Source organism: Bradyrhizobium sp. Ses1 (assembly GCF_059512365.1).
Window position 1 is genome coordinate 141,314 of sequence record NZ_JCAMOQ010000011.1, and the last position, 26,819, is coordinate 168,132.

General features: G+C 65.1%; 21 protein-coding genes. 8 read left to right on the top strand and 13 right to left on the bottom strand.

Annotation, left to right across the window (positions count from 1 at the left end):
- Positions 1 to 8: 8 nt before the first annotated feature.
- Positions 9 to 596, bottom strand: a complete 588-nt coding sequence (locus AC5ZG5_RS15935; protein WP_456643383.1) for a DUF2147 domain-containing protein — start codon at positions 594 to 596, stop codon at positions 9 to 11.
- A 162-nt stretch (positions 597 to 758) separates the two neighbouring features.
- Entirely contained in the window at positions 759 to 1,787 is a 1,029-nt protein-coding gene (locus AC5ZG5_RS15940) for an NAD(P)/FAD-dependent oxidoreductase (protein ID WP_456643384.1), read from the bottom strand.
- Between the two features lie 176 nt (positions 1,788 to 1,963).
- Here AC5ZG5_RS15940 and AC5ZG5_RS15945 point away from each other — a divergent pair, with 176 nt between their 5' ends.
- The gene (locus AC5ZG5_RS15945; protein WP_456643385.1) at positions 1,964 to 2,428 is read left to right on the top strand and encodes an acyl-CoA thioesterase; all 465 of its coding nucleotides are present in this window, start codon (positions 1,964 to 1,966) and stop codon (positions 2,426 to 2,428) included.
- Here AC5ZG5_RS15945 and AC5ZG5_RS15950 read toward each other — a convergent pair.
- Together AC5ZG5_RS15950 and AC5ZG5_RS15955 are read right to left on the bottom strand one after the other, a co-directional pair.
- Positions 2,425 to 2,745, bottom strand: coding sequence for a 2Fe-2S iron-sulfur cluster-binding protein (locus tag AC5ZG5_RS15950; RefSeq protein WP_028163599.1), 321 nt, complete (start codon positions 2,743 to 2,745; stop codon positions 2,425 to 2,427). The two genes, AC5ZG5_RS15945 and AC5ZG5_RS15950, sit on opposite strands and share 4 nt — an antisense overlap.
- Positions 2,746 to 2,873: 128 nt before the next feature.
- Positions 2,874 to 3,263, bottom strand: coding sequence for an Hpt domain-containing protein (locus AC5ZG5_RS15955; RefSeq protein WP_028163600.1), 390 nt, complete (start codon positions 3,261 to 3,263; stop codon positions 2,874 to 2,876).
- A gap of 393 nt (positions 3,264 to 3,656) precedes the next feature.
- Here AC5ZG5_RS15955 and AC5ZG5_RS15960 point away from each other — a divergent pair, with 393 nt between their 5' ends.
- Complete coding sequence (locus tag AC5ZG5_RS15960) at positions 3,657 to 9,527, top strand: apolipoprotein A-IV repeat region-like domain-containing protein (RefSeq protein WP_456643386.1); 5,871 nt, start codon at positions 3,657 to 3,659, stop codon at positions 9,525 to 9,527.
- A 336-nt stretch (positions 9,528 to 9,863) separates the two neighbouring features.
- On the opposite strand, the gene AC5ZG5_RS15965 is transcribed toward AC5ZG5_RS15960, so the two are convergent.
- From AC5ZG5_RS15965 to AC5ZG5_RS15975, 3 genes are all read right to left on the bottom strand, one after another.
- Entirely contained in the window at positions 9,864 to 10,751 is an 888-nt protein-coding gene (locus tag AC5ZG5_RS15965) for an MlaD family protein (protein WP_130227049.1), read from the bottom strand.
- 117 nt (positions 10,752 to 10,868) lie between these two features.
- Positions 10,869 to 11,642, bottom strand: coding sequence for an ABC transporter ATP-binding protein (locus AC5ZG5_RS15970; protein WP_456643387.1), 774 nt, complete (start codon positions 11,640 to 11,642; stop codon positions 10,869 to 10,871).
- A 2-nt stretch (positions 11,643 to 11,644) separates the two neighbouring features.
- Positions 11,645 to 12,778 carry an ABC transporter permease gene (locus AC5ZG5_RS15975; protein ID WP_456643418.1) on the bottom strand — a complete coding sequence of 378 codons (1,134 nt, stop codon included), beginning with the start codon at positions 12,776 to 12,778 and terminating at the stop codon, positions 11,645 to 11,647.
- 137 nt (positions 12,779 to 12,915) lie between these two features.
- On the opposite strand from AC5ZG5_RS15975, the gene dgcA reads away from it, so the two are divergent.
- Entirely contained in the window at positions 12,916 to 13,923 is a 1,008-nt protein-coding gene (dgcA, locus tag AC5ZG5_RS15980; RefSeq protein WP_456643388.1) for an N-acetyl-D-Glu racemase DgcA, read from the top strand.
- On the opposite strand, the gene AC5ZG5_RS15985 is transcribed toward dgcA, so the two are convergent.
- Positions 13,893 to 15,089, bottom strand: coding sequence for an MFS transporter (locus AC5ZG5_RS15985; RefSeq protein WP_456643389.1), 1,197 nt, complete (start codon positions 15,087 to 15,089; stop codon positions 13,893 to 13,895). The genes dgcA and AC5ZG5_RS15985 overlap by 31 nt on opposite strands.
- Positions 15,090 to 15,164: 75 nt before the next feature.
- Here AC5ZG5_RS15985 and AC5ZG5_RS15990 point away from each other — a divergent pair, with 75 nt between their 5' ends.
- The 4 genes from AC5ZG5_RS15990 (at position 15,165) to AC5ZG5_RS16005 (ending at position 21,179) form a co-directional block, all read left to right on the top strand.
- Positions 15,165 to 16,349 carry a hypothetical protein gene (locus tag AC5ZG5_RS15990; protein ID WP_456643390.1) on the top strand — a complete coding sequence of 395 codons (1,185 nt, stop codon included), beginning with the start codon at positions 15,165 to 15,167 and terminating at the stop codon, positions 16,347 to 16,349.
- Between the two features lie 146 nt (positions 16,350 to 16,495).
- Positions 16,496 to 18,265, top strand: coding sequence for a metallophosphoesterase family protein (locus AC5ZG5_RS15995; protein ID WP_456643391.1), 1,770 nt, complete (start codon positions 16,496 to 16,498; stop codon positions 18,263 to 18,265).
- 100 nt (positions 18,266 to 18,365) lie between these two features.
- Complete coding sequence (locus AC5ZG5_RS16000; RefSeq protein ID WP_456643392.1) at positions 18,366 to 19,019, top strand: TetR/AcrR family transcriptional regulator; 654 nt, start codon at positions 18,366 to 18,368, stop codon at positions 19,017 to 19,019.
- A gap of 96 nt (positions 19,020 to 19,115) precedes the next feature.
- Positions 19,116 to 21,179, top strand: coding sequence for a prolyl oligopeptidase family serine peptidase (locus AC5ZG5_RS16005; protein WP_456643393.1), 2,064 nt, complete (start codon positions 19,116 to 19,118; stop codon positions 21,177 to 21,179).
- Here AC5ZG5_RS16005 and AC5ZG5_RS16010 read toward each other — a convergent pair.
- From AC5ZG5_RS16010 to thiD, 5 genes are all read right to left on the bottom strand, one after another.
- The gene (locus AC5ZG5_RS16010) at positions 21,176 to 22,210 is read right to left on the bottom strand and encodes an AI-2E family transporter (RefSeq protein WP_130227057.1); all 1,035 of its coding nucleotides are present in this window, start codon (positions 22,208 to 22,210) and stop codon (positions 21,176 to 21,178) included. The genes AC5ZG5_RS16005 and AC5ZG5_RS16010 overlap by 4 nt on opposite strands.
- A gap of 227 nt (positions 22,211 to 22,437) precedes the next feature.
- Positions 22,438 to 23,427 (bottom strand): threonine/serine dehydratase family protein, encoded by a 990-nt coding sequence (locus tag AC5ZG5_RS16015; protein ID WP_456643394.1) that lies wholly within the window; start codon positions 23,425 to 23,427, stop codon positions 22,438 to 22,440.
- Between the two features lie 161 nt (positions 23,428 to 23,588).
- Positions 23,589 to 24,653: a glycosyltransferase family 4 protein gene (locus AC5ZG5_RS16020; RefSeq protein ID WP_130227059.1), complete on the bottom strand. Its 1,065-nt coding sequence runs from the start codon at positions 24,651 to 24,653 to the stop codon at positions 23,589 to 23,591.
- A complete protein-coding gene (locus AC5ZG5_RS16025) occupies positions 24,650 to 25,462 on the bottom strand; it encodes a UDP-2,3-diacylglucosamine diphosphatase (protein WP_456643395.1) in 813 nt (270 codons plus the stop codon). The genes AC5ZG5_RS16020 and AC5ZG5_RS16025 overlap by 4 nt, the downstream gene beginning before the upstream one ends.
- A 172-nt stretch (positions 25,463 to 25,634) precedes the next feature.
- Positions 25,635 to 26,435 (bottom strand): bifunctional hydroxymethylpyrimidine kinase/phosphomethylpyrimidine kinase, encoded by an 801-nt coding sequence (thiD, locus tag AC5ZG5_RS16030; RefSeq protein WP_456643419.1) that lies wholly within the window; start codon positions 26,433 to 26,435, stop codon positions 25,635 to 25,637.
- Positions 26,436 to 26,573: 138 nt separating this feature from the next.
- On the opposite strand from thiD, the gene AC5ZG5_RS16035 reads away from it, so the two are divergent.
- Entirely contained in the window at positions 26,574 to 26,819 is a 246-nt protein-coding gene (locus tag AC5ZG5_RS16035) for an Lrp/AsnC ligand binding domain-containing protein (protein ID WP_027579940.1), read from the top strand.

Sequence of the window (26,819 nt, forward strand, 5' to 3'; positions counted from 1 at the left end):
CCGAAGCTTTAGCGCGAAGGCGCGCCGGCTGGACCGACGTTCTTCTTCGTGGCGGCCGGCACCGGAGGCTTCATCGCCGCCGCCTGAGCCGGCAGATATTTCGCGACGATGGCGGGATCGAGTTGCGCGATCGCCGTATCAGGCAGGCGGTACCAGACCTCGTCCTTGCCGAACAGCGAGATGCCGATGTAGCCGCGCATCGTCAATTCCTTGCCGTCGGGACTGACGCTCATCTTGGCCTTGTAGATACTGCCGTCGCGCGGATCGAGTACGTTGCCTTCCTCATACTTCAATCCGGCGCGCTTCATGTTGCGGATGAAGGGAATGCCAAGAAGTGGCGCGTTCTTGCGGTCGTCGGTGCATTTCGTGCAGGCCTCGGTGACGGGCTCGCCGGGCCTCGGGAATGTCTTCGCCATGATGCCTTCGAAGACGCCGTTATGGTCGACGAACAGCACCCATATCACGGGCCTGCCGTCCTCGACCTTCTGCCACAGCCCCGCCGCCGACGGCTGCTGCGCCTGCGCCGGCAGGGCGGCCGCCAGGAGCGCCATGATAACAGGCACTAGCAGCCGAAATCGAAATCGCCAATTTCGCATTGTCGTCACCCGACTAATTCAACGAACGAATGAGCGAAGACTACGGCCATTTCGCGGAAGGTTCCAGTGGCAGGGCAGACGATGCAAATGGCCGCACCGGCCGCTCCGCAACCTGACCGACGATATTTTGACTGAAATCGACCAAACATATGTTGATTGGAATCAATTGACTCCGAGTTTCTTCTGCAGGCTCGACGACGACGTCGTGTACTGGAACACGAGCCGCTTGTCCGGATAGACATAGCGGTGGGCCTTCTGCGCCATCAGCGCGCCCTCGTGGAAGCCGGACAGGATCAGTTTCAGCTTGCCGGGATAGGTGTTGATATCCCCGATCGCGAAAATGCCTGATACGTTGGTCTCGAAGGCGGCGGTGTCGACAGGCACCAGATTGTTCTCCAGCGCCACGCCCCAGTTTGCGACCGGACCGAGCTTCATCGTGAGCCCGAAGAACGGCAGCATGGTATCGCACTCGACCCTCGTGACGGCGTTGTCGTTGCCCTTCACCGTCGCCGCCGCAAGCCTGCCCGCCTCGCCTTCGAGGCCGGTGACCTGGCCGAGCTTCAGGTCCATCTTGCCGTCGGCAACGAGCGCACGCATCTGCTCGACGCTGTGGGGCGCAGCGCGGAACTCGTCGCGTCGATGCAATAGCGTGATGCGCTTGGCGATCGGGTGCAGGTTGAGGGTCCAGTCGAGCGCGGAATCGCCGCCGCCGACAATCAGGATGTTCCGCTCGCGGAACTGCTCCATTTTCCGCACTGCGTAGAACACCGAGCTGCCTTCATAGGCTTCGATGCCCGGCACCGGCGGCCGCTTCGGCTGGAACGATCCGCCGCCGGCGGCGATCACCACCACCTTGCATTCGAACACCTTGCCCGCGTCGGTCTTCACGCGGAAGGCGGGATCGCCGACCTTCTCGATCGTCTCAACCATCTCGTTCAGATGGAAGGTCGGGTGGAACGGCTTGATCTGCTCCAACAGCGACTCCGTCAGCCCCTGGCCGGTGACGAGCGGGATGCCGGGAATGTCGTAGATCGGCTTCTCCGGATAGAGCTCGGCGCACTGGCCGCCGATCTTGTCGAGGATGTCGATCACATGGGTCTTCATGTCGAGGAGGCCCAGTTCGAACACGGCAAACAGTCCGCAGGGACCTGCGCCTATAATCAACACGTCGGTTTTGATCGCTTCGCTCATATCCGCTTCTTTGTCAGTTGAGTACGAAATGGGAAGGCTGCCGGCCGAGCCAAGACGCCTGATTGGGGACGACCTGATCGGGAACGCCATAATAGGGGCCGCAAGCGCCGCGGCAACCCCTTGCCGCAACTCGACAACTAGGCTGTAACGTGGCGAACGACCTGGAGATTGTGCAAGTGAATGCCCCGATCCGTTCCAACGCCACGCCGCGCCTGGAAGACTATCCCTATCGGCTGTCAGACAATGTGCGCTTTGCCGACCTCGATCCCAATGGGCACGTCAACAATGCGGTCTATGCGAGCTATTTCGAGACCGGCCGCGTCACGCTGATGAAGGATCCCAGCAAGGGATTGGTGCCGGATGGGCTCGCCTGGATCATGGTGCGCCTCGACACCCATTTCCGCGCTGAGCTGCATTGGCCCGGCACGATCGAACTCGGGCTCGGCATCGTGAAGTTCGGACGAACCTCGGTGACGTTCGATCAGGTGGTGTTTTCGCAAGGTCGATGCGTGGCCTCCGCGCAGGCGGTGACGGTGCTGATCGACGAAACCACGCGCAAGCCGGTCCCCCTGACGGATGAAGTGAAGGCTAACCTAAAGCCCTGGATCCGCCGCGGCCTTGATCTGTATCAACGGGATTAAGCCTGCCGTTCCGGCGTCGTCACCACGAGCCCGTCAAGGTCGTCGGTGACCTTGATCTGGCAGGACAGACGCGAATTCGGCCGCACGTCGAAACCGAAATCCAGCATGTCCTCTTCCATCGGCGTGGGCGCGCCGACCTTCTCGCGCCAGGCTTCGTCGACATAGACGTGGCAGGTCGCACAAGCGCAGGCGCCGCCGCATTCCGCCTCGATGCCCGGAACGCCGTTGCGGATAGCGCCTTCCATCACGGTCGCGCCGTTCTCCACCTCGATGGTGCGTCTTTCCCCGGAATGGTCGACATAAGTTATCTTGGCCATGATCGCTCGTGCTACCGGAATACGGATCTGGATGAGGTCCCCCGGCAGTCCCTATAACGGGTCGATCCCGGGAGCGCCAGCGGCCGGGTGCCCTCACGCAAAACCTTTTGACGCGAATTTGTCGCCGGTCAATTCGGGCTTGAAGGGTCGCCGAGGATGGCCTCGATCGCGTTCCGCGCCCGCGCGACCGCGTCAGTGAGCACCGCCAGCGGCTCCGCCGGTTCGATGCCACTCGTCAGGACATGTTCCAGCCCGGCGGCGGCATCCGCGACAGCGAAAGCGCCGATCGCGCGTGCCGATCCCTTCAACTTGTGCGCCAGTTCGCGCGCATCCTGCGGAAGGGTGGCCAGGGCTGCGATCAGCTTGGCCGACTGCGCCACGAACAGCGAAAGCACCTCGCGCTCGAGAGCGGCGTCGCCGAGCGACATGCGCGCAAGATGTGCAAGATCGATCGGGCCGTCCCCGGGGGAGAGCGGCGGCGAAGCTATCCATTGGGTCCGTTCGAGGTGACGCGGCATGGGCCTGATCCTAAGGACCGGCCACCACCTCCTTTTCGGTAGGGCCGTTTGGGCGTCACCCAATCATGGAAATAGTTAACGGATCGTTGGCCAAATTTGCCTCAACTTTGCCCTTTTTCAGACAAAGTAGGACCTCAATGGGCGTCAGCTCGCAGGATTTATGTGGAAGCATAAGGCCTTATGGCACAAACCTGTTAACGATGATTAAGAATGTCTTAATCGCGGCCATTTCATTCGCATCGCTCAACCAATAGGATGTTTCCGGATGTAGCGGACAAGCGGCCGACGGGCGTGCTTGCGTACCGCTTTACGGGGACGGGACGGCTCGAGCTTGCGGGGGACAATGTTCGCAAGATCGCCGACGCGTATTAGTTGAGAGGGCTCAGACTTAACATGGCGAACAATCCCAAGAAGGTGAAAGATCCCACCGAAGTCGCACTGTCTGCCATTCAGGAAGCCCTGAACATCGGTGAGAACAGTGCCGAGCCCAACCGCGATGTGATCAGTACCGGTAGCGGCGAAGCCGCGCCGCCCGCGATCCCTGCTGCGACCACGCCCTTCCCCGAAACCCCGTTCGAGACGCGTCCAGTCGAAACACGTCCCGGCAACGAGCGATCGGTGTTCGAGCCGATCGAGGAGCAACGCGGCCCCCGGCGCGCCGCCAATGACGATCGCGAGGCGATCGGACAGCTCCTGCAGGCGCTGCAGAAGGGCAGCCCTGCCCGCAACGTCTACACCTTTGCGTCGATCTTCACCGGCGTCTGGCTGGTCGGCTGCGGCCTGCTCACGGTGAGCTTCCTGTCCTCGCTGCAGGCCGCGATCGGCCAGAGCGGCGGCGTCCTGGTGCTGGCAGGCCTCGCCTGCCTGTTCCTCGCGCCCGTGCTGCTGTTCTACTTCCTCGCGAGTCTTGCCTGGCGCGGGCAGGAGATGCGGATGATCGCGCAATCGATGGCGCAGGTCGCGATCCGCTTCTCGGAGCCCGAAGGGGCGGCGAGCGATTCCATGGTCACGGTCGGACAGGCGATCCGCCGCGAGGTCGCGGCGATGGGTGACGGCATCGAGCGCGCGATCGCGCGCGCCGGCGAGCTCGAGACGCTGGTCGCCAATGAGGTCGCGGCGCTGGAGCGCGCCTATTCCGACAACGAGGTGCGCATCCGCGCGCTGTTGCAGGACATCGCCCACCAGCGCGACAATCTGGTCGGACAGGCCGAGCAGGTGCGCAGCGCCATTTCCGGCGTGCAGATCGACCTGCGCCACGACATCGCGCTGATCTCGGATGCGATCGCCTCGCGCGTCGACGAAGTCGCAAAGAGCATCACCGGCGCTCTGGAAGAGCGCGGCCAGCACATCACCCAGGCGTTGAGCCACGCCGGCGACAACATGATCCTCGCGCTCGGCGAGCGCGGCGGCGACCTGCTCGACCGGCTCGAGGAAGCCAGCTCCGAGACCACGCGCGCGGTGCTCGACGCCTCCGAGCGGCTGACGAGCAGCCTCAACTTCAAGACCGGCCACGTCCACGACGAATTCGTCGACCTCGCCGACCGCGTCCATGAGATGCTGAACGAGCGCATCGACCGCATCACCGGCGAATTTGAGCAGCGCGCCGTGAGCGTTGTCGAGGGCATCTCCGAGCGCACCGAACTGGCGCACGATTCCCTGAAGAATTCCTCCGACTCGCTCCTGCTCGAGCTCGAGCTGCGCAGTGGAGACCTCGTCACCAAGATCGACGAGGCCGGCAATCGGCTGGCCAGCCACATCATCACCTCCGGCGACAAGGCGAGCGAAGTGCTCGACGTCACCGTCAATTCGCTGGTTGCCAGGGTGGTGAGCCAGACCGAGACCGCACACGACTCGCTCTCGCTGCAGATGAGCGCCTTCGACGAACTGGTGAAAAACCAGGGCTCGGAACTGGCGGAGAAGTTCGCCCGCGACTCCGGCACGCTCGGCGCGCTGATCACCCGCCACATTGCGGAATTCGACCGCACCGTGAAGACGTTCGGCGGCGAGATCGTCGAGCGCATGGGCCAGCGCACCGAGGACATCGCCAACACCCTGAAAACCTATGTCGACAATTTCGACACCCGCCTCACCTCCAACAGCGGCGAGATCACGGCGACCCTCGACCAGCGCCTCCTGCAGTTCGAGACCACGCTCGGCGACCGTGTCAGCAGCCTCGACTCGTCGCTCGACAGCAAGCTCGCCATGTTCGACAGCGCGCTGAGCGGCCGCGTCAACACGCTCGACAGCTCGCTGGAGAACCGGCTCGGCACGCTCAACGCCTCGCTCGAGACCCGGCTTGGCTTCCTCGACAATTCGCTCGAGGGCCGCCTCAAATGGCTCGACGAGTCGATCGAGGGCCGCCTGAAGTCGCTGGAACAGACTTTCGACACTCGCACCAGCTCGGTCACCCAGACGATCGATGGCCGGCTCGGCATGCTCTCGACCTCGCTCACCGAAGGTGCGGCGCAGGCGATCCAGTCGATCGACTCCCGCCTCGGCCTGCTCACCTCCTCGCTCACCGACGGCGCCGCGCAGGCGATCGAGGCGCTCGATCGCCGCATCGCCAGCGTCACCGAAACCGTGGACGGCCGCAGCGCGCATCTGACCGACACCATCTCGGCCCGGTTCCTGGAAATCCACCACGGCATCGAGACCCGCGTTGGCGCCATCGCCGGCGACATCGACGCCCGCGTGGCGCAGTTCGAGGACCTCCTGGGCTCGCGCGTCGAGGCGGTCGCGGGCCGCATCGAAAGCAGCGGACGCCAGGCCAGCGACGAGCTGATGGCGCGCGCTGAACTGCTCTCCTCCGGCATCAAGTCGCATGTCGAGGACGCCGAGCGCTCGCTCACCAATCTGGTGGTCAACACCAGCGAGACCATCCAGACCGGCGCGCGCACCGCGCAGCAGTCGCTGCTGACGGTCTCCTCCGACGTCGGCGCCCAGCTCAAGCTCACCGCCGGCGAAGTGGAGGCTGCGCTGACCGCGGTCGGCTCGGGTGCCGCAAGCTCGATCCTGTCCAGCGCCCGCGATGCCCAGGCCTCGCTGATGGCGGCCACCGGCGAGGTCGCCTCCCAGGTCAAGGCGCTCTCGACCGATGTTGAGCGCACCCTGCAGACCGTCGGCAGCGCGACCGCCGCCTCGATCCTGTCGGGAGCACGCGAGGCACAGACCGCGCTGGTCAGCGCCTCCACCGACGCGGCAAGCCAGGTCAAGTTGCTGGCCGTCGACGTCGAGCGCTCGCTGACGCTCGCCGGCACCGCCACAGCCGAAGCCGTCACGGCCGGTGCGCGCGAAGCACAGAACACGCTGATCGCGGCATCGACCGACATCACGAACCAGATCAAGTCGCTGGCGGGCGATGTCGAACGCTCGCTCACGCTTGCGGGTAGCTCGACGGCGGAAGCAGTCGTTGCCAGCGCACGCGAGGCCCAGAGCGCGCTGACAACAGCCTCGACCGACATCACCAGCCAGGTGAAGGCACTCTCGGTCGATGTGGAGCGCTCGCTGTCTGCCGCCGGCACATCGACGGCCGAGACAGTCCTGAGCAGCGCCCGCGAGGCGCAGAACAGGCTCACGTCGGCCTCGACCGAGGCGGCAAACCTGGTACGAACGCTAACCGCCGACGTGCAGAGCTCGCTGGTCGCGGCCTCAACCGACGCTGCAAACGCGGTCACGACGCTGACTGCCGACATGCAGCGCTCGCTATCCATGGCCGGCACGGCGACCGCGGAGTCGATCACCTCAGGCGCACGCGAGGCGCAGAACACGCTGGTTTCCGCGTCAACCGAAGCCGCGAACACTGTCAAGGCGCTGGTCGCTGACGTGCAGCGCTCGCTGTCCATGGCCGGCGCTGCTACCGCGGAGTCAGTCACCTCAGGCGCACGCGAGGCCCAGAACACGCTGGTTGCCGCATCAACCGAAGCTGCAAACAGCGTCACGACGCTGGTCGCAGACATGCAGCGCTCGCTGTCGATGGCTGGCGCGGCCACCGCGGAGTCGATCACTTCGGCTGCCCGCGACGTTCAGACCACGCTGGTCACCGGATCGTCGGAGGCAGCCAACCACGTCAAGTCGCTGGCGATCGATATCGAACGGACGCTGACCGCAGTCGGCGCCGACACTGCCGCGGCCATCCTGAGCAGCGCACGCGAGGCGCAGACCTCGTTCGTGTCGACCTCGGCCGACGCGGCTGGTCAGATCCAGGCCATCTCGGTCCAGATCGAGCGCTCGCTCGCTGCCGTCACGGCGAACACCACCGAGACGATTCAGACCTCGGCGCAGAACGCGCACAGTTCGCTGGTCGCCGCCGCCAACGAGGTCTCCTCGAAGGTCAAGACGACGTCCGCCGACATCGAGCGTTCGGTGCTCGCCGCCTCCAGCCAGTTCGGCTCGACGATGACCGGCAAGACCGACGAGATCGTCACCTATGTGCAGCAGCAGGCCGAGCGGCTGGCGCAGATGGTCGACACAAGGCGCGGCACGCTGGTGGAAGCGCTCACCAACAAGAGCGCGCAGCTCGCCACCGATATCGACCGCGCCACCGCGGACGCGCTGAAGTCGATCGAGATGCGCGGCCACACCTTCGCGCAGACGATGTCGAGCCACGGCGCCGAAGTCGCGCGCAACATCACCTCCGCCGGCGATCTTGCGACCGGCGCGGTGGCAAAGTCGCTGAAGGACCTCGAGCACTCCTCGCGCGCGGCGATCGACCAGTCGCGCCAGGTCTCGATTGCCGCCGTCACCGAGATGCAGGAGACCAGCAAGATCCTGCGCACGGATACAGTGGCGCTGTTCGAGCGGCTGCGCGAGGGCAACATCCTCTTGCAGGAGGTGCTCACCGGCGCCCACGACAACCTCAACTCGCTCGAGCGCGCGCTCGTGACCCGCGTCGCCGACTTCGTCTCGGCGATGAACGACGTCACCTCGCGCAACGGCATTGCGACCCAGACGCTGGAAGACCAGCTCACCGTGTTCAACAGCAAGACCCAGAAGGCGCTGGAGGACCTCGGCGAGCTGTCGACCCAGTTCGACACCCACGGCCGCGCGTTGGTCGAAGCCGCCGCATTGGTGGAGCAGAGCAACCGCAACACCACGGGCTCGATCGCCGAACGCAAGGCGACGCTGGAATCGCTGGTCACCACTATCGACCTGCGCACCACTGATCTCGACCAGCGGCTGTCGCGCTTCACCGGCCTGCTCGATGAATCGCTCGCCGCGGCCGAGGAGCGCGCCCGCGACATCGCCCGCGTGGTGGCGGAGACCGCCGGCGCCGGCTCTGCGGCGATCAGCCGCCAGTTCGAGGCCGTGCGCGCCGCGGCCGAGAACGAGCGGCAACAGACGCTCGACGCCATGAACGACCTGTACCAGCAGAGCACCCAGGAAACGGATGCGATGTTCAAGGAATCGACGGAGAAATTCTCCGCAATGGTGCAGTCGATGAAGCAGATGGCGGCCGAGATGCACAACGAGCTCGAGGCCACCCGCACCGAGCTGCGCCGCGGCGTGCTCGAGATGCCGCAGGAGGCCGCGGAGAACACCGCGCAGATGCGCAAGGTGATCGTCGACCAGATCGAGGCGCTGGCCGAGCTCAACCGCATCGTGGCCCAGCACGGCCGCGGGCTCGACGTCGCGACCAACAGCCGGGTCAGCGTGCAGCGCCAGGACGAGACCGTGATGGTCGCTGCCGCTGGCGGTCGCACAAGCGATGTCCGCATGCGCGGCGGCGACTATGGCAGCGCATCGACCCTGCCGCCGCCGGACCTCGGCGTGCCGGCGCCGGCCTCGCGCCGCACCGAAGCGCCGCCGGTCAGCCCGGCGACCCCGGACAACGGCCGGGACGGCTGGCTGTCGGACCTGCTCAACCGCAGCGATACCCCTGCCCCCGCGCCCCGCGAAGCGCCGCGTCCCCGTCCGCAGGCTGCCGCCGCCAATCCGCTGGAATCGCTGTCGCTCGACATCGGCCGGCTGATGGACCGCAACCTTGCGGCTGAGATGTGGGATCGCTACCAGCGCGGCGAGAACAAGGCGTTCAGCAAGCGGCTCTACACGCCGGCCGGCCAGAAGGCTTTCGACGAGGTCGCCCGCAAGTACCGCTCGGACCGCGGCTTCAAGCAGACGGTCGACCGCTACATCGCCGAGTTCGAGCGGCTGCTCGACGAAGTCGCCCGCGACGACCGCGGCCCGCAGTCGCTGCGCAACCACCTCACCTCGGAGACGGGGCTGGTGTACACGCTGCTCGCACACGCAGCGGGGCGGCTGGGATGAGACGCGAATAGCGAGTGGCGAATAGCGAATAGAGAAATGGAGGCCGAAGGGCCTCCGTTTTGCTTTTCGTCATTGCGAGGAGCGAAAGCGACGAAGCAATCCATTCTCACCCGTTATGCGGTGCCAATGGATTGCTTCGCGGAGCCTGTCATCGGGCGCGCGTTCGCGCGACCCGTTGGCTCGCAATGACGGCGGAGAACAAATCTCTCACCGTTATGCCCCGCGAAGGCGGGGCATCCAGTAGTCGCTACGGCCTGAGATGAGCCCGTGACGCTGCCGCATACCGGATCGTCCGCCTTCGCGGACGATGACGCTGGAGAGGGAACGAATCGCCCGCTACTGTCGCCTCCGTACCGGCCCTACCGACCTCGGCGGAGGCGGCGGTTCAGATGCGTTGCTGTTGCTGCTACTGCTACTGCTGCTGGCGCCGAACAACAGGCGCGTCGGGTTGCGGTCGAGGTTGTTCACGGCGCGGCTGATATCGCCGAGCGTCCTGCGGCCGTCGGCCATCAGTGCGCCCGAGCGCTTGTCGAAATCTTCGGCGAGCTCGCGGATCGATTTCACCATCGCGGCCAGTTCGCCACCGCGATCGCCGCCGGCGATGCTGTTGAGGCCGAGCATGAGGTTGTCGGCCTTGCCCATCACGCCGTCGACCCTCAGCATCACATTGTCGATCTTCTCGGAATTGCGCGCGAGCGCCGCGGTGAAGGTCTCGAGATTACGCAGCGAGTTCTTCACCGATTCTTGATTGTCCGCGACGATGCGGTTGACGTTCTGAAGCGTCGCGCGGATCGCTTCGGTGACATCCTGCAGGGCCCTGGGATCGGCGGTCAGCACGGGGATACCGTCCTCGTCGAGCGGCACCGGAGGCGCCGTCTCCTCGCCGCCCTTCAGCGAGATCGCGGCAACGCCTGTCAATCCCTGGAATTCGAGGCCGACCAGGGTGTCCTTGCGGATCGGCGCGTTGTTCTCGACCATCGCGAATGCAACTACGCGACGCGGATTGTCGAGCTTCACCGAAATGACTTCCCCTATCCTGATACCATTAAAATTGACATTACCACCGTTCCGCAGACCCGAGGCCGGACCTTCGAAGATCACCCGCAAAGGGCTGCGCTGCTTGGTGGTATGCAGGCTCTGGAACCAGAGCACGAAGCCGAACGCAGCCGCAATCACCGCCAGCGTGAAGGCGCCGATCAGGACATAGTTCGCCCGGGTTTCCATCGATTGCTCCAGCTACTCGTCCAAGCTCGGGGTCCGCCGCGGCGGAACCGTCACTGATCCTTCTCTCTCGCGCATGATCTTGTCCGAAAACCGGTTTCCACCTGTCGGGATCACGCGCTAGCCGATGACGGCGCGGGCGCGTTTGCCATGGAAGTATTGCCGCAGCCATGGATGCTGCGAGGCCTGCATGTCGGCGATCGATCCTGCGGCAATGATCTTACCGTTCCCTAAAACGGCGATGCGGTCGCACGCGGTATATAGGCTGTCGAGGTCGTGGGTTACCATGAAAACGGTCAGCCCCAAAGTGCGCTGCAGGGTGCGCACCAGCTCGTCGAACTCGCCGGCGCCGATCGGGTCGAGGCCGGAGGTCGGCTCATCCAGGAACACAAGCTCGGGATCGAGCGCGAGCGCGCGTGCCAGCGCCACGCGCTTGATCATGCCGCCGGAGAGCTCGGAAGGATAGCGGTCGGCGACCTCGGGCTTCAGCCCGACCATCACGAGCTTCGCCACCATGATCTCGTCCAGGAGCCGCTGCGAGACCCTCAGATATTCGCGCACCGGAAACTGGATGTTCTGCCGCACGGTGAGCGAGGAGAACAGTGCGCCCTGCTGGAACAGGACGCCCCAGCGCCGTTCGACCCGGCGCCGTTCGCTGGAGCTGGCGCCATCGAGGTCGATGCCGAACACCTCGATGCGTCCCGACACCTTCGGCACCAGCCCGATGATCGTGCGCGTCAGCACCGACTTGCCGGCGCCGGAGGGCCCGACAAAGCCCAGGATCTCGCCGCGTTTCACATCGAGATCGAGACCGTCGAGCACGCGAGTCCTGCCGAACTGCACCGTGATGTCGCGAACACGGATGATGGCGTCGGAAATGGGCTGTACCAGCATGGTCACATCCCGATCGACGCGAAGAAGATCGCGAACACGCCGTCCATCACGATGACGAAGAAGATGCCCTTCACCACCGATGACGTCGTGTGCTGGCCGAGCGATTCCGCGCTGCCCTGCACCGCCAGCCCCTCGACGCAGGCGACGATGCCGATCACCGCCGCCATCACCGGCGCCTTGACCATGCCGACGATGAAATGATTGATCGAGATGGCGTCGCGCAGCCGCAAAAGGAACGCTTCGGGATCGACACCGCCATAGAGCCAAGCGACAAGGCCGCCGCCATACAGCGCGGCCATCGCGCCGAGAAATGCAAGGATCGGCAGCGCCAGCACCAGCGCCAGCATGCGCGGCAGCACCAGCACCTCGATCGGATCGAACCCCATGGTACGCAGCGCGTCGATTTCCTCGCGCATCTTCATCGAGCCGAGCTCGGCAGTGTAGGCGCTGCCCGAGCGGCCCGCGACCATGATCGCCACCAGCAACACGCCGATCTCGCGCAGCACCAGCACGCCGAGCATGTCGACCACGAAGATGTCAGCACCGAACCTGCGGAAATGAAAGATGCCTTGCTGCGCGATGATGCAGCCGATCAGGAAGGTGATCAGCACCACGATCGGCACCGCGCGCCAACACACCTGCTCAAGATGGTGAATGGTCGAGGTCAGGCGGAACGAGCGCGGGCGGATCAAGACATGCCCGCTCGCGACAAGCACGGCGCCGAGCATGTCGACCAATCCGATGATCGTGCCGCCGATGCCGACCACCACACGGCCGATCTGGTCCAGCATGGCCGTGATCGAGACCGGGCCGGTCTCGGCCTCCGGCGTTTCCTTCACCCGCCTGACTTCGTCGACCAGGCTCGAATAATTGTCCGAGAGCCCGGCGATGATCGCCTCGCCGCCACCATGGCTCAGGCTGCGCCTGAGCCGCTCAATCAACCAGGCGCCGAAGGTGTCGAGCTTGGAGACCTGGGAGACGTCGATGAAGATATCGGGACGGGTGCCGCGGAGTTTTTCCGCGTCGGCCACCATCCGCTCCAGCACGGGCGCAAAACGGGCCGTCCACGGCCCCGCGGCGCACAGGGCAAGGCCGTCGCCCTGTGCTATCCGTTCCAGTGTCGGCTCGCCGTTCAAAATGCCCACCCCAGGCTGGTTGTCTCGTTCGAAAGATAGGAATTCGAACGCCGCATTGCCTTGTAGAATCTGGCGCTAACCAGCCATAGTTGGCAGCGCCCCGCAAGCGCACGGTTCAGAAATTGCGAGATTTTGAAATGACTTCCAGCCGATCCGCGCGCCTAACGCAAGAGCTTGCCGCCTTTATCGAACGCTGGCCGATCGCGGGCGCCTTCACCATCAGCCGGGGCGCCAAGACCGAGGCCGTTACCGTCGTGGCCGAGGTCAGCCTGGACGGGTTGACCGGGCGCGGCGAATGCGTGCCCTACCCGCGCTATGGCGAGACGCCGGAGGCGGCGCTTGCGGCGATCCAGGCAATGCAGGGGCCCCTTGCGGCCGGCATGGACCGGAAGGCCCTGCAGGCGCAAATGCCGCCGGGCGCGGCCCGGAACGCGCTGGATTGCGCCCTGTGGGACCTCGAGGCCAAGCGCAGCGGCAATCGGATATGGAACCTGCTCGGGCGCGGAACGCCGGTCCCCTGGACCACGGCCTACACGATCTCGCTGGGAACGCCGGAGGCGATGGCGGAAGCGACCGCCAGGGCCGCGCACCGGCCGCTGCTCAAGATCAAGCTCGGCGGCGACGGCGATGGAGAGCGCATCAAGGCGGTACGAAGAGCGGCGCCGAATGCGGAACTGATCGTCGACGCCAATGAGGCCTGGACGGCGGACAACCTCGCCGACAACCTCGCCGCCTGCGCGGATGCCGGCGTCACGCTGGTGGAGCAGCCGCTGCCGGCCGGCAACGATGCGGCGCTGGCTGAGATCAAGCGGCCGCTTGCCGTCTGCGCCGACGAGAGCGTGCATGCGCGCGCCTCGCTGGAGGGGCTCCGCGACCGCTACGACGCAGTCAATATCAAGCTCGACAAGACCGGCGGCCTGACCGAGGCGTTGGCGATGGCGGATGCCGCCCAGGCGCTCGGCTTCGACATCATGGTCGGCTGCATGGTCGCGACCTCGCTTGCCATGGCGCCCGCGATGCTGCTCACCCCGCAGGCGCGCTTCGTCGATCTCGACGGCCCCTTGTTGCTCGCGCGCGACCGCGACCACGGGCTGCGCTACGACGGCAGCCTCGTCTATCCGCCGGAGGCCTCGCTCTGGGGATGATGGAGGTTGCGCCGCGCCAGCCACATCACGAGCGCACCTGACGCCGCCATCGCGGCCATCAGGTAATAGACGCCCTGGCCGTAGCGGGCATAGACGACGCCGCACAGGATCGCGGTGCTGCTCGAGACGATGCCGCTGCAGGCGGCAAGATAGCCCTGCCCGCGCGCCATGATGTGTCCGGGCACCTGGTGCACCAAAAGCCCCATGATGCCGACCTGCGTCAGGCCGAAGGTCAGCCCATGCGTGAGCTGCACGACGGCCAGGACCGGAAGCGGCGGGTCTTGCGCGGTGATCACCCAGCGCGCAACCCCGGCCAGTGCGCCGATCACGACCAGCATCGCCGGGGGCAGCGTGAGGCGCGGCGATACCGCAAACAGCACGATCTCCGCGAGCACGCCGAGCGACCACAGCGCTGCGATGGTGAGCCCGCCCAGGCCGGCCTGCTTCCAGACGATGGAGGCAAAGATGTAATAGGCGACATGGCTGCCCTGGATCAGCGCAGAAGCCGCGATGATCGCGAGGAAGCCCCGATCGCGGAGCAGCGCGACGCCGCCGCGCTGTGCGGTCTCGGCCCTCTTTGTGACCTCGAGCGGCCGCAGGCCCAGGCTGGTGAGCGCACTGACCCCCGCTACGGCAGCAATGATCCAGATCAGGTGCTCCGCCGCGACTTCATCGACCAGCAGCCCGCACAAGAGCGCGCCGACCACGAAGGCGGCCGAACCCCACAGCCGCAGCGGACCATAGTTCAGTCTGTAATGCGTCACGCCGCGGAGCGCATAGGCATCCGTGAGCGGCCCCGTCGGCGTCCACAGGCAGCAGGTGACGACGAAGACCAGGAATACCGGCAGTGCCTGGCGTTGGGTGCCGATGAGGGCAAATCCGAACGCGGTCGCGGCTGCCGTGATCATGATGGCGCCGCGCAGCATCCGCCGCCGCTCGGCAAGGGACGTGATCAGCGGCAGCACGGTGAAACGGGTCACCGCGGGCACCGCCGTGATGACGCCGATCCAGGACGCCTCGATCCCCACCGCCTTCAGCCAGAGCGGGAAGAACGGCAGATAGGTGCCGAGCATCCCGAACATGGTGCCGTAAAAGGCTCCGAGGCGAGCCGCGAATCGCTTAGCATCCACTTGCGGCGCTGCAGGAATTTGTGATTCGGAAGCCATCAATCCAATTGCGATTCGCCTGATATCGTGGTGTTCGTTATCGCAGCGCGCCGCAATTTGCGCGACGAGATTTGCATGGCCAACGAAGCATTCGCCCTTTCGCCGATCACAGCCCGCCCGGTGCAGCCGGGCGAGGACGATTACCACGCGATCAGCGAAGCCTTCATGGAGACTTCGCGCGGCCGCTGGTTCCTCTCCGAATATGCCAAGCGCAACCGCAACGCCGATACCCGCCTGGTGCTGGATGCGGTGGCCCGGCTCGAGGAAAGCCTTGCCGCGCAGAAGCAGGCGGTCGAACCCGATCCGGGGCCGGCGGTCGCCGAGGCCATCGCCGCGATCCGCGACGCGGTGGAGGCCGCGCAGGCATCTGCGGCCGAAGCGCTCGACAGCCTGGCGCTGGAGCAGAAGCTTGCCCCGGTGCGCAAGGGCGCGCGGGTGATCCGCGAGATCGCGTGGCGGCTGCGCGAGATCGGCAATGACGGACGCATCTGCGACCTCATCGATTCCCAGGTCGTCGCGATCGAGAGCGGCGCCGCGCAGATTTCATCCGAGGAGGCGAAGGCCGCGCTGGACGCCGCCTTCGCACCGATCGTGCAGCGCCTCGCCCAGTTCTCCGAAGCCGATGAGATGCCCGCGCCGAGCGCCGAAGCGCCGGTGGCTCCCTCACCCGCACCTGCACCGGAGAAGCCCGCGGAGGAGCGTTCCTTTCACGTGGTAGAGATCGAGGCTCCACCGGAGGCGCCGGCCACCATGGAGACGGTCGCCGCACCTCCCGAGCCGGAAGCCGCGGAAGAGACCATCACCGTCGCGGACGCGGACGCCGCGCTCGCCGTCGCCGAAGCGGCGCTGGCGGAGGCTGAAGCGATCGAGCTTGCTCGCGCCACCGAGGAAGCTGCGGCCGACGCTCATGACGAGGCCGTGCTCGACATGATCGCGATGGAGATGGGCGCACCCGACCCGTTCGACGTTGAGGACACCACGGCAACGATCGCCGAAGAACCACCTGTTGAACTGGAAGCACCGCCCGCGCCGGAAATCGTGCCGCAGGCACCTGAGCTTGCCGTCGCGCTGCCGGAACCGCAGTTCGAGCTTCCGCCGCAGCCTACCTTCGTCTCGCCGCCCGAGCCTCCGGTCGAAATCTCGCTCGGCTCCACCATCATTGCCAACGGCATCGTCAAGAAGCCCAGCGCCGCGGCCGGCGATCCGCTCGCGCCGATCCGCCGCATGAGCCAGGCCGAGAAGATCGCGTTCTTCTCGTAAGCGCGAGGCTTGCCGCTCCGCGAGGAGACTCGCGCAGTGGCCGATGTCTCGTTACAAGACCTGTGATAAAGTACGCAGCACGGACACGTGCTGCTAGCGTCCGCGAAGTCCATCCTGGCGGCAGGTGCAAGCGACGGACTCATGTCATGAGGCAGTCGACATCGGCGGACGAACGTTCGAGCATTCAGCGCCGCGTGCTGCTTGATCCGCGCGACGGCGACGTCGAGGACGATGCGGCCAGCCCCGGTCAGCGTTCGCTGCTTGCTATTGCCGGCAGCCTGCTTGTCGAGATCAGCCTGCCGAAGCTCTTGTTCGCGTGGACCGCGTTGCTCCTGCTGCCGGCCGTGTTGCTTGGTCTTGCGCCCCTGATAGCCTCCGCCTGGCTGTCAATCCTGTCCGAAAAAATCCTGGTCCTGACGGAAATCGGCGCGGCGTTGATGCTGATCGCGATCGTCGCGCTCGGCTGGTTCGCCTGGCGGCCGCTGCTGCGGATCGTCGAGACCAGTTTCTGGTCGCTCAACGCGCTCGCGGTGCAGCCAAGCTACGCGTTCTGCCGTGAGGCACTGCGCCACCTGACGGAACGGATCTGGCAATACAGCCTGACTCCAAATTTGCGCATGCGAGTGCGACGCGCGTGTTCGCTCGGTGCCGGCATCCTGCTCAGCGCAGGCGCGGCATTGATCGCAATCCTGGTTTGGCCGGCCTCGCAATGGACCGCCGGCCTGATCGATCTCGCCCTGGGTCATCATCTCGTGGTGACCACGCTGGCCAACGCCATCGTACTCGTATCCTGCTATCTCGCCGCTGCGTCATTGGCCTGGGGCTTTGCCGATGCCAGCATGGATCAGCCGGTCGATCTTGCCGCCTTCGATATCCCCAGGTCCGATGCGCGCATCTGGCGCGTTGCGCACCTGTCCGATGTCCACGTCGTCGGCGAGCGATATGGCTTTCGCATCGAATGCGGGCGCGCCGGACCGCGCGGCAATGAACGCTTCGCCGCCGTGCTCGCGCGTCTCGCCGCCATTCATGCCGCCGATCCGCTCGATCACGTGCTGATCAGCGGCGATATGACGGACGCAGGACGGGCAAGCGAATGGGCTGAATTCCTCGAGGCATTGTCAGAGCACCCTGATCTTACCGCGCGGACGCTTCTGCTGCCGGGCAATCATGATGTGAACATCGTCGATCGGGCCAACCCTGCCCGGCTCGACTTGCCGTTCAGCCCCGGCAAGCGGCTGCGGCAAATGCGAACCCTGTCGGCGATATCGGCCATTCAGGGCAATCGGGTGCGCCTCGTTGACAACTCAGGCAAAGTCGCGGCCACGCTGGACGAACTCCTCACGCCGCATCGCGAAGAGATTGTTGCGTTCGCCGAGCGCGGCGGCGTGCGTCGGGGCGCCGAGCTTCGCCGGCTATTCGAGGACCAATTCCCGATGATCCTGCCGCCCGACCAACCGGAAGGCCTCGGAATAGCCATCCTCGACTCCAATGCCGAAACCCACTTCTCCTTCACCAACGCGCTCGGGCTGGTCTCGCTCGAACAGGTGCAGCGGCTAGAGGCCGCCATGAACTATTTTCCGAAAGCACGGTGGATCGTGGCGCTGCACCATCACCTCACGGAATATCCCATGCCGACGACGAAGTTCTCCGAACGCATTGGAACGGCATTAATCAATGGGAGCTGGTTCGTCCGTAGACTGCAAGCCTTTGCCGACCGCGTCGTGGTGATGCACGGTCACCGCCACATCGACTGGATCGGTGCATGCGGCGCATTAAAGATTATCTCCGCGCCCTCGCCGGTGATGAACGCTGCCGATGATGCGCCAAGCTATTTCTACATCCACCATCTGGTAAGCGGCCTCGATGGAACGCTTTGCCTTGCCGAGCCGGAGAAGGTGGAGATTGCGGGAAACTAGCTAGCAGCACCCCTGCGCTGTCGCGCTCGGGCTTTACATTTATGTCACTTAGTGACATCATTTACGTCACTAAGTGACAAGAGGTTACTCCGTGGGTTCGATGCAAGACGATGCGCGTCTGGCGGTCTCGCGCCAGGCAGCCAGGCTTTTTCTGGAACGTGGGGTCAGCGGCACAAGCGGGGACGATATCGCCGAGGCTTCCGGCCTCTCCAAGCGAACGGTGTGGAGATACTTCCGCACCAAGGAGAGCTGCGTGGAGCCGCTGTTCGCCCAGTCGTGGAGCCGCTTCGCCCTGCAACTGCAACGTTGGCCGCGCAACCTGTCGCTTGAAGCGCATCTCGCGGAGTGTTTCGACCTGGAGAAGCAGTCGGCAGAAGAGATCGCCGACGGGATCCTGATCGTCAGGCTGATCGCCGCCTTTCCCGATGAGCCTGACCTTCGCTCAACCTGGCTCCTGTCCTACCACGATGGCGAAGAGCAGATGATGGCGGTCATCGCGGATCGGCTGGATCGCTTGCGCAATGATTTCGACGTCCGCCTGTGCGCCGCTGCCGTGATGTGTGCGATACGCACGATCGATGAGACGATCAGCCTGGCCGCGGTGCGCTACGGCCAGACCTTCACCACCGCAGAAGTGGTCGCGCGGATGTCGCGCGCCATCCGGGCGGTCAGCAACCTGCCCTTCTGTGATCCTGTCGTGCCGAAACCTTTCGGCGACGACTTGTCCGCTGTCGACGACCGGCAATCTTCATGACCGAAGGCTGGGCGAACGAGTTTCGTGCCGCACGGCTCCCTCGCTTCTTCTGGCCCCGGCCATTCCCGCCCTAGCCCAATCCATTTTGGAGAGACCATGCCCGACATCGCTTATCCGGAGACCGAACGCGGCGATCTGGTGGAGGAGCAGTTCGGCGAGAGGATCGCTGATCCTTATCGCTGGCTGGAAGGCGATGCGCGCAGTGACCGAAAGCTTGCAGCCTGGATCGAAGCGCAAAACGCGGTGACGCAAAAATATCTCAGCACCCTGCCCGGCCGCGACGTGTTCAGGCAGCGGATGACCGAATTGCTGGACTACGAGCGCTTCACGGTCCCGCTGAAGCGCGGCGAGCGCTACTTCTTCACCCGCAATGACGGCGTTGCCAATCAGGCTTCGCTCTATGTGGGTGGCGGGGCGGCGGGCGAAGACCGCCTGCTGATCGATCCCAATGCCTGGTCGACTGACAACGCCGATGCGCTGGCCGAATGGGCGCCGTCCGACGACGGCCGCTTCCTGGCCTTCGGCGTGCAGACCGGCGGCACGGACTGGCGCACCATCAAAGTGCTCAACGTCGATACTGGCCAGCAGTTGGACGACGCCGTCGAATGGGCGCGGTTCACCCGGCTGGCCTGGGTGCCCGATGGCTCCGGCTTCTTCTATTCGCGCTATCCTGAGCCTGAAGCCGGCACGGCCGTGAGCGCTGGCGTCGCCAACCACGCCGTCTATTTCCACAGACTGGGCACGCCGCAGGCCGAAGACCGTCTCATCTACTGCACCCCGGATCACCCGGGACTGCTGCACGTGGCCGATCGCGCCGTGGATGGCCGCTACCTCCACATCTCCTCGACCCCTGGGTCGAACGAGAGCGCCCTCACCGTCGTCGACCTGAGCGCTACGGACTGGACGCCACGCACTATCGTCCCAAGCATGGACGCCGAGTGGATGGTTCTCGGCAACGATGGCGCCAAGTTGATCCTGATCACCACCGATGGCGCCGAGCGCCGCCGCGTGGTGTCGCTCGACCTCGCCGCGCCCGAGCCGCAGCCGGTCGAGATCGTGCCCGAAGCCGAGGGCAGCGCGGTGCTCAACGACGCCGCCCTGCTTGGCGGCAAGCTGCTGATCGGCTACCTCGTCGATGCCAAGACCGAGATCCGTCGCTTCGACATGGACGGCGCGCCCGACGGCGCGGTGGCGCTGCCCAGCATCGGCACCGCAGGCGGCTTGACCGGCAATCCGGCCGACGGCGAGGCGTTCTTCGTCTTCACCAGCTATGACGTGCCCGCCACCATCTACCGCTACGACGTCGCCGCCAACGCCATCGAGCCATGGGCCGAGCCGAAGGTGGCGATCGATCTGAGCAGGATCGTGGTGGAGCAGCGCTTCTGTCGCTCCAAGGACGGCACATGGGTGCCGTTGTTCCTGATCCGTCGCAAGGACGTGTCCGGGGCCGCGCCGACCCTGCTCTACGGCTATGGCGGGTTCGGCATCAGCCAGGTTCCGATCTATAACTCCCTGCAACTCGCCTGGGTCGAACAAGGCGGCGTGCTGGCAGTTGCCAACATCCGCGGCGGCGGTGAGTACGGCAGGGCCTGGCACCGCGCGGGCCAACTTGAAAACAGGCAGAACGTGTTCGACGACTTCATCGCCGCCGCCGAGTTCCTGAAGGCCGAAGGCATCACCGCGCCGGACGGCCTGACGATCCAGGGCGAGTCGGGAGGCGGCCTGTTGGTCGGCGCGGTGACCAACCAGCGACCTGACCTCTTCGACGTGGCGCTGCCGGGCGTCGGCGTGATGGACATGCTGCGCTACGACAAGTTCACCGCCGGTACGTTTTGGATGGGCGAGTATGGCAGCCCGGCCGAAGAGCGGCACTTCCGCAACCTCATGACCTACTCGCCCTACCACACCATCAGGGCCGGCGCCGACTATCCAGCGATCCTCGCCACGACCGCCGACGCCGATGACCGCGTCGTTCCCGCGCACACTTTCAAATATGTCGCGGCGTTGCAGGCGGCGGACCTTGGTCCGAGGCCGCATCTGGTGCGCATCGAAACCCGCGCCGGGCACGGTGCCGGCATGCCGCTGGACAAGATCATCGCCCTGCACGCCGACATGTGGGCCTTCGCCGCCCATTGGACGGGTCTGCAAGTAGGTGCCTAGGCCCGCTTCGCATCCGCCGGCCCTCCGAGCAGATCGGCGAGCCAGCACGTCGACGGGTGCTCGGCAGAGAAGGTGAGAAGCGCAAGCGTGATTGGCACACCGATGAAGGTGCCGAACAGGCCCCACAGGAAGGTCCACAAGAAGATCGCAAACAGCACGATGAACGGCGATATCGATAGCGTGTTGCCGGCGACGCGTGGCTCGACATAGCTGCCGACCACGAACTGGATGATGTTGAGGCAGGCAAAGACACCGAACACCGCCGGCCAGCTCTCGAATTGCGTCATGGCAAGCAGCGTCGGAAACAGCGTGGCGATGAACGGCCCGATGAACGGGATGTAGTTCAGCACGAAGGCGATCACGCCCCATTCGAACGCGAATGGCAATCCGGTAACGCCGGCGAAAAGGCCGACCAGAAGGCCGGTGACTGCGCTCATCTGCGTGCGCACCAGCAGATATTTCCGAAATTTGGCCGCGGTCGCGGCGCTGCCATTCAGCAGCACGCGCGCCGCCGTAGCGTTCTCCAATCTGTCTATCCTTCGCCTGGCATCCTCGACCTCGAGCAGCCCCAGCACGACATAGACCAGCGCGATCAGCCAGAAGCTCAGCGTGGTGTTGAGGCGGCCGGTGACGTATTGCGTGGCGCGCAGCAGCCAGCCGACATTGAAGTGCTCGGCCCAGAGGCTGGCAACCTCGATGCCATGGCCATCGAGCCATATCACGGCCCGTTCATAGAACGTCTGATACCGCCCAGCATCGGCGACGAGGAAATGGCCGACGCGGCCAAAGCCCCACGCTGCCAGCGAAGCGAAGGCAAGGCAGATCGCCACCGTGACCAGCATGGTGATCGCGAGCGCTGCGAGCTTCGGCATCCATGACTGCAGCCATTTCTGCGCCGGCCAGACGATCGCGATGATGAACAGCGCCGCAGCGAGCGGCGCCAGCACACTCCTCGCCTGCGATGCGGCCGCGCCGACGAGCACTACCGCGATGACGACGGTTGCAACCCTTTGCCCGGAGCCGTCCCCCATCCTGGATTCCTCCGACCTTGCGCCAAACAAAGATTGTCAGGTGCTGCAATCCGCCGCAAGGGCAGTCAGCCAATCGATGGGGTGGGGCCAGGGATTTGGACGCCGTTGATGCGCTGATTGCGCAGGCGCCAAAACGATGTTCTGCGTCGTAGCCCGGGCGGAGCCATCGGGCGCGCCTTCGCGCGCGACCCGTTGGCTTCACCCGGGCTACAGAATCTCGGCGTTGTTCAGGCCACCAGCTTGGCGAACAGGTCGGCGTCGACATTGCCGCCGGAGAGAACGATGACGACGTTCTTGTCCTTGGCGTCGATGCGGCCGGCGAGCAAGGCGGCAAGGCCGACGGCGCCGCCGGGCTCTACCACCAGCTTCAGTTCGCGATAGGCGAACGCAACCGCAGCGGCGACTTCCTCATCCGAAGCCGACACGCCGCCCGCCAGCAGCTTGCTGTTGATCGCAAACGTCAGTTCGCCCGGCATCGCCGCCATCAGCGCGTCGCAGATGGTGCGGGCGGCGGCTGGATGCGGCTCGCGATGTCCTACCTGTAGCGACAGCGCGTGGTCGTCATAGCCCTTCGGCTCGGCGACGATCACCTGGGCTTGCGGGAATTTGGCCTTCACGGCGGTCGCGACGCCCGCGATCAGCCCGCCGCCGGACGCCGGTGCCACCACGATGTCAGGCGTAAGCCCAAGCGTGGCCATGTCCTCGGCGATTTCGCGGCCCGCGGTGCCCTGCCCTGCGATCACGAAGGGATCGTCATAGGGACGCACCAAAGTCGCGCCGCGCTTCTCCGCGATGCCATTGGCGATCGCCTCGCGGTCCTCACGGTCGCGGTCATAGAGCACGACCTCGGCGCCATAGGACTTGGTGCGCTCGCGCTTGGTGATGGGCGAGTCCGCCGGCATCACGATGGTCGCCTGCATGTTGAGGATCTTCGCCGCCGCGGCCACGCCCTGGGCATGGTTGCCGGAGGAGAACGCGACGACCCCGCCGCCGCGCTGTGCCTGCGGGATCGACGACAGCTTGTTGAACGCGCCGCGGAACTTGAACGAGCCGGTCCGCTGCAGCATTTCCGGCTTCAGGAATACCTTGGTCCCGGCGCGCTCGTTGAGGACGGGAAAGGACAGCAGCGGCGTGCGCACCGCGAACGGCGCGACCACCTTTGCGGCGGCTTCGATATCAGCCGCACCGATGGGTTGATTTGCGACGATTTCGGTCATGCGCAATTTGTAACGCGGTCGCGGACGAGCCGGCAAGACGCTTCTGTGTGATCCCCGGCCGTAGCCCGGGTGGAGCGGAACGCGTAACCCGGGACCGCCGGTCAAGACAGATACAGAAGTCCCCGGGTTGCGCTGCGCTCCACCCGGGCTACGGGGTCAGGCTAGGCTGCGAAATGCGGGTCCTCAGCCACGAATTCCGCCGGTTCGTTCTCAGGCTCGGGCTCGACCGGCCGGAGATTGAGGGCGTGGTCGATAAAAACGCGCGCCGAGGCTTGCCAGGTGTGGCGCGCAGCAAAGTCGACACAGGTTTGCGCGGGGATGCTGAGCGCCTCCAGACAGGCCTCGCGGAGGTCTTCTTTCAGCACGCCGACCGGCGCAGTGCCGATCACGTCACGCGGACCGACCACCGGGAAAGCGGCGACCGGCAGGCCGCTCGCAAGCGCCTCCAGCAGCACCAAACCGAAGGTGTCGGTCCTGCTGGGGAACACGAACACGTCGGCAGCGGCATAAATGCGCGCCAATTCCTCGCCGTGCCGTGCGCCCAGGAACACGGCGTCGCGGTATTTCCGCTCCAGTGCCGGCCGCGCCGGTCCGTCGCCGACAACGACCTTGGTGCCCGGCAGATCGAGGTCGAGGAAGGCTTCCAGGTTCTTCTCGACCGCCACCCGGCCGACGCTCAGGAAAACCGGTGCCGGAAGACAGAGGTCGACATGGCGCGGATGGAACAGCTCGGTATCGACGCCGCGCGACCACAGCACCACGTTGCGAAAGCCGCGCGAGCGCAGTTCGGCGGCGAGCGCCGGGGTTGCCGCCATCACCGCCTGGCTCGGCCGATGGAACCAGCGCAACAGCCGCCAGACCCAGTTTTCCGGGATTGGCGAGCGCGCCGAGACATAGTCGGGAAAGCGGGTGTGAAAGCTCGTGGTGAACGGCAGACCGCGCTTGCGGCAGTAGCGGCGCACCAACAGGCCGATCGGACCTTCGGTGGCGATGTGGATGCTGTCGGGCTTGTCCTGCTCGATCAGCGCGGCAATCGCAGCCGGATGCGGCAAGGCCAGCCGGAGGTCGCGATAGCTCGGCATCGCGAAGGTGCGGAACGATTGCGGCGTGAGAAATGCGATCTCGACGCCGAGGCCCTTTGCCGCCTCGGCCATCATGGTCAGCGTCCGAACCACCCCATTGACCTGGGGATGCCATGCGTCGGTCGCGACCAGGATTTTTGTCATGCAGCGCGCGCCGTGACCCGTGGCACTGGTGCGATGCGCCGGACCGGATCAGTCCAGGTGATGATCTCGAAGCGGCCATCCTCGTGCTCGGCCAGCGCCGTGCAGCTCTCGACCCAGTCGCCGCAATTCATGTAGCGGATGCCGTGCTCGTCGCGGATCGTTGCATAATGGATGTGGCCGCAGATCACGCCGTCGCAGCCGTGGCGACGTGCTTCGCTCGCAAGCGTGGTTTCGAACGCGCCGATGTAATTGACTGCCTTCTTGACCTTCAGCTTCGCCCATTGCGACAGCGACCAGTAGGGCACGCCGAACATGCGGCGGAAGAAGTTGACGAAGCGATTCATCTGGATCGCGAAGTCGTACGCCTTGTCGCCGAGATGGGCGAGCCAGCGCGCATTCTGCACCACGAGGTCGAAGATATCGCCGTGGATCACGAGGAAGCGCTTGCCGTCGACGCCGGTGTGGATGGTGTTCTCCATCACGTCGATGCCGCCGAAATGCGTGCCGTAGTACTTGCGCAGGAACTCGTCGTGATTGCCGGGGATATAGATGACCTTGGCGCCCTTGCGTGCCTTGCGCAGCATCTTCTGCACGAAATCGTTGTGGGTCTGGGGCCAGTGCCAGCTCGACTTCAGCGCCCAACCGTCAACGATGTCGCCAACCAGGTAGATCGTGTCGGCATCGTGAGAGCGCAGGAAATCCAGCAATCGGTCGGCTTGCGACCCGCGGGCTCCGAGATGGACATCGGAGATAAACAACGTGCGAAAGCGCCGCTCGGGGCTCTCTTCACTGAAAGAGTCGCTTCCCATACCTGTGCACCTAACAAATCCCTGTGACAGGGCGATGACGATTCGTCGCAGCCAACAGTCCCACCAGAATCAGCTACGCGCCCCTTTGAAATGCGGATAACAGCGCCATGCGACAATCTGGCGACACCAGAGGCCGTAGATATGCGGGACAGGGTTGAGGCAGCTCGGTCGTCTAATAAAATCTGTGAAAATGATGCACCGGCCCGTGGCCGTGGCCGACGGTGAAACGGTCGGCGGCTTCGATGGCGGCGCTGATCCAGCGCTTGGCATTGCGCACGGCTGACGTCACGTCTTCGCCCTTGGCAAGCTCGGCTGCGATCGCAGACGACAAAGAGCAGCCGGTGCCATGGGTGTTTGCGGTGCTGATGCGCGGCGCCGCGAGCACGATCGCGCTGTCTACATCGACGAGATAGTCGATGCTCTCGCTGCCCTGCCCGTGCCCGCCCTTAATCAGGACCGCCCGACAGCCGAGGGCAAGCAGCCGCCTGCCCTGGCTCTCGATGGCGGCCTCATCCGAGGCCATCGGTTCGTCGAGCAGTGCTGCGGCCTCCGGCAGGTTCGGGGTGATCAACGACGCAAGCGGGATCAATCTCGTGCGCAGCGCATCGACCGCCTCCGCGGCAAGCAGGCGATCGCCCGAGGTTGCAACCATCACCGGATCGAACACGACATGCTTCGGCGACCAGCGCTCGAGCCCGGCCGCGATCGCATCGATGATCGAAAGCTCCGCCACCATGCCGATCTTGACCGCGCCGACCGCAAGATCGGAGAACACCGCATCGATCTGCGCCGTCACGAACCCGGCCGGCACCTGATGGATGCCGCGCACGCCCATCGTATTCTGCGCGGTGAGCGCGGTGATGACGGATGCGCCGTAGACACCGAGCGCGGCAAAGGTCTTCAAATCCGCCTGGACGCCGGCGCCGCCAGAGGAATCCGAACCGGCAATGGTGAGTGCGATCGGCGTCGTCATCGGAAAGCTGCCGCGCAGTGGGATAGGCATAATACCATGGTCCCTCCTAGCGCGGCGAACCAACGCCGGCAAGCTGGCTTGCCATTGCACGGCGAATTTGGCTCTATGGGCCGGCTACCTGCCCCGGAGATAACAGCGATGGTTCCCTTCTTCATCCAGATCAAGTGCAAGCTCGGCCAGTCCTATGCCGTCGCCAATGCGCTGGCGGAGGCCGAGATCGCCTCCGAGATCTACTCCACCGCGGGCGATTACGATCTCCTGGTGAAGTTCTACGTCGACAAGGACACCGACATCGGCCATTTCGTCAACGAAAAGGTCCAGGTCATCCCGGGTATCCAGGACACCCACACCATCATCACCTTCAAGGCGTTCGGGACCACCTAG

Excerpts from the sequence above, each read along its gene's own strand:
- AC5ZG5_RS15935 (WP_456643383.1), bottom strand. The coding sequence starts at position 596 with ATGCGAAATTGGCGATTTCGATTTCGGCTGCTAGTGCCTGTTATCATG.
- AC5ZG5_RS15940 (WP_456643384.1), bottom strand. The coding sequence starts at position 1,787 with ATGAGCGAAGCGATCAAAACCGACGTGTTGATTATAGGCGCAGGTCCC.
- AC5ZG5_RS15950 (WP_028163599.1), bottom strand. The coding sequence starts at position 2,745 with ATGGCCAAGATAACTTATGTCGACCATTCCGGGGAAAGACGCACCATC.
- AC5ZG5_RS15955 (WP_028163600.1), bottom strand. The coding sequence starts at position 3,263 with ATGCCGCGTCACCTCGAACGGACCCAATGGATAGCTTCGCCGCCGCTC.
- AC5ZG5_RS15960 (WP_456643386.1), top strand. The coding sequence starts at position 3,657 with ATGGCGAACAATCCCAAGAAGGTGAAAGATCCCACCGAAGTCGCACTG.
- AC5ZG5_RS15965 (WP_130227049.1), bottom strand. The coding sequence starts at position 10,751 with ATGGAAACCCGGGCGAACTATGTCCTGATCGGCGCCTTCACGCTGGCG.
- AC5ZG5_RS15970 (WP_456643387.1), bottom strand. The coding sequence starts at position 11,642 with ATGCTGGTACAGCCCATTTCCGACGCCATCATCCGTGTTCGCGACATC.
- dgcA (WP_456643388.1), top strand. The coding sequence starts at position 12,916 with ATGACTTCCAGCCGATCCGCGCGCCTAACGCAAGAGCTTGCCGCCTTT.
- AC5ZG5_RS15985 (WP_456643389.1), bottom strand. The coding sequence starts at position 15,089 with ATGGCTTCCGAATCACAAATTCCTGCAGCGCCGCAAGTGGATGCTAAG.
- AC5ZG5_RS15990 (WP_456643390.1), top strand. The coding sequence starts at position 15,165 with ATGGCCAACGAAGCATTCGCCCTTTCGCCGATCACAGCCCGCCCGGTG.
- AC5ZG5_RS15995 (WP_456643391.1), top strand. The coding sequence starts at position 16,496 with ATGAGGCAGTCGACATCGGCGGACGAACGTTCGAGCATTCAGCGCCGC.
- AC5ZG5_RS16000 (WP_456643392.1), top strand. The coding sequence starts at position 18,366 with ATGCAAGACGATGCGCGTCTGGCGGTCTCGCGCCAGGCAGCCAGGCTT.
- AC5ZG5_RS16005 (WP_456643393.1), top strand. The coding sequence starts at position 19,116 with ATGCCCGACATCGCTTATCCGGAGACCGAACGCGGCGATCTGGTGGAG.
- AC5ZG5_RS16010 (WP_130227057.1), bottom strand. The coding sequence starts at position 22,210 with ATGGGGGACGGCTCCGGGCAAAGGGTTGCAACCGTCGTCATCGCGGTA.
- AC5ZG5_RS16015 (WP_456643394.1), bottom strand. The coding sequence starts at position 23,427 with ATGACCGAAATCGTCGCAAATCAACCCATCGGTGCGGCTGATATCGAA.
- AC5ZG5_RS16020 (WP_130227059.1), bottom strand. The coding sequence starts at position 24,653 with ATGACAAAAATCCTGGTCGCGACCGACGCATGGCATCCCCAGGTCAAT.
- AC5ZG5_RS16025 (WP_456643395.1), bottom strand. The coding sequence starts at position 25,462 with ATGGGAAGCGACTCTTTCAGTGAAGAGAGCCCCGAGCGGCGCTTTCGC.
- thiD (WP_456643419.1), bottom strand. The coding sequence starts at position 26,435 with ATGACGACGCCGATCGCACTCACCATTGCCGGTTCGGATTCCTCTGGC.
- AC5ZG5_RS16035 (WP_027579940.1), top strand. The coding sequence starts at position 26,574 with ATGGTTCCCTTCTTCATCCAGATCAAGTGCAAGCTCGGCCAGTCCTAT.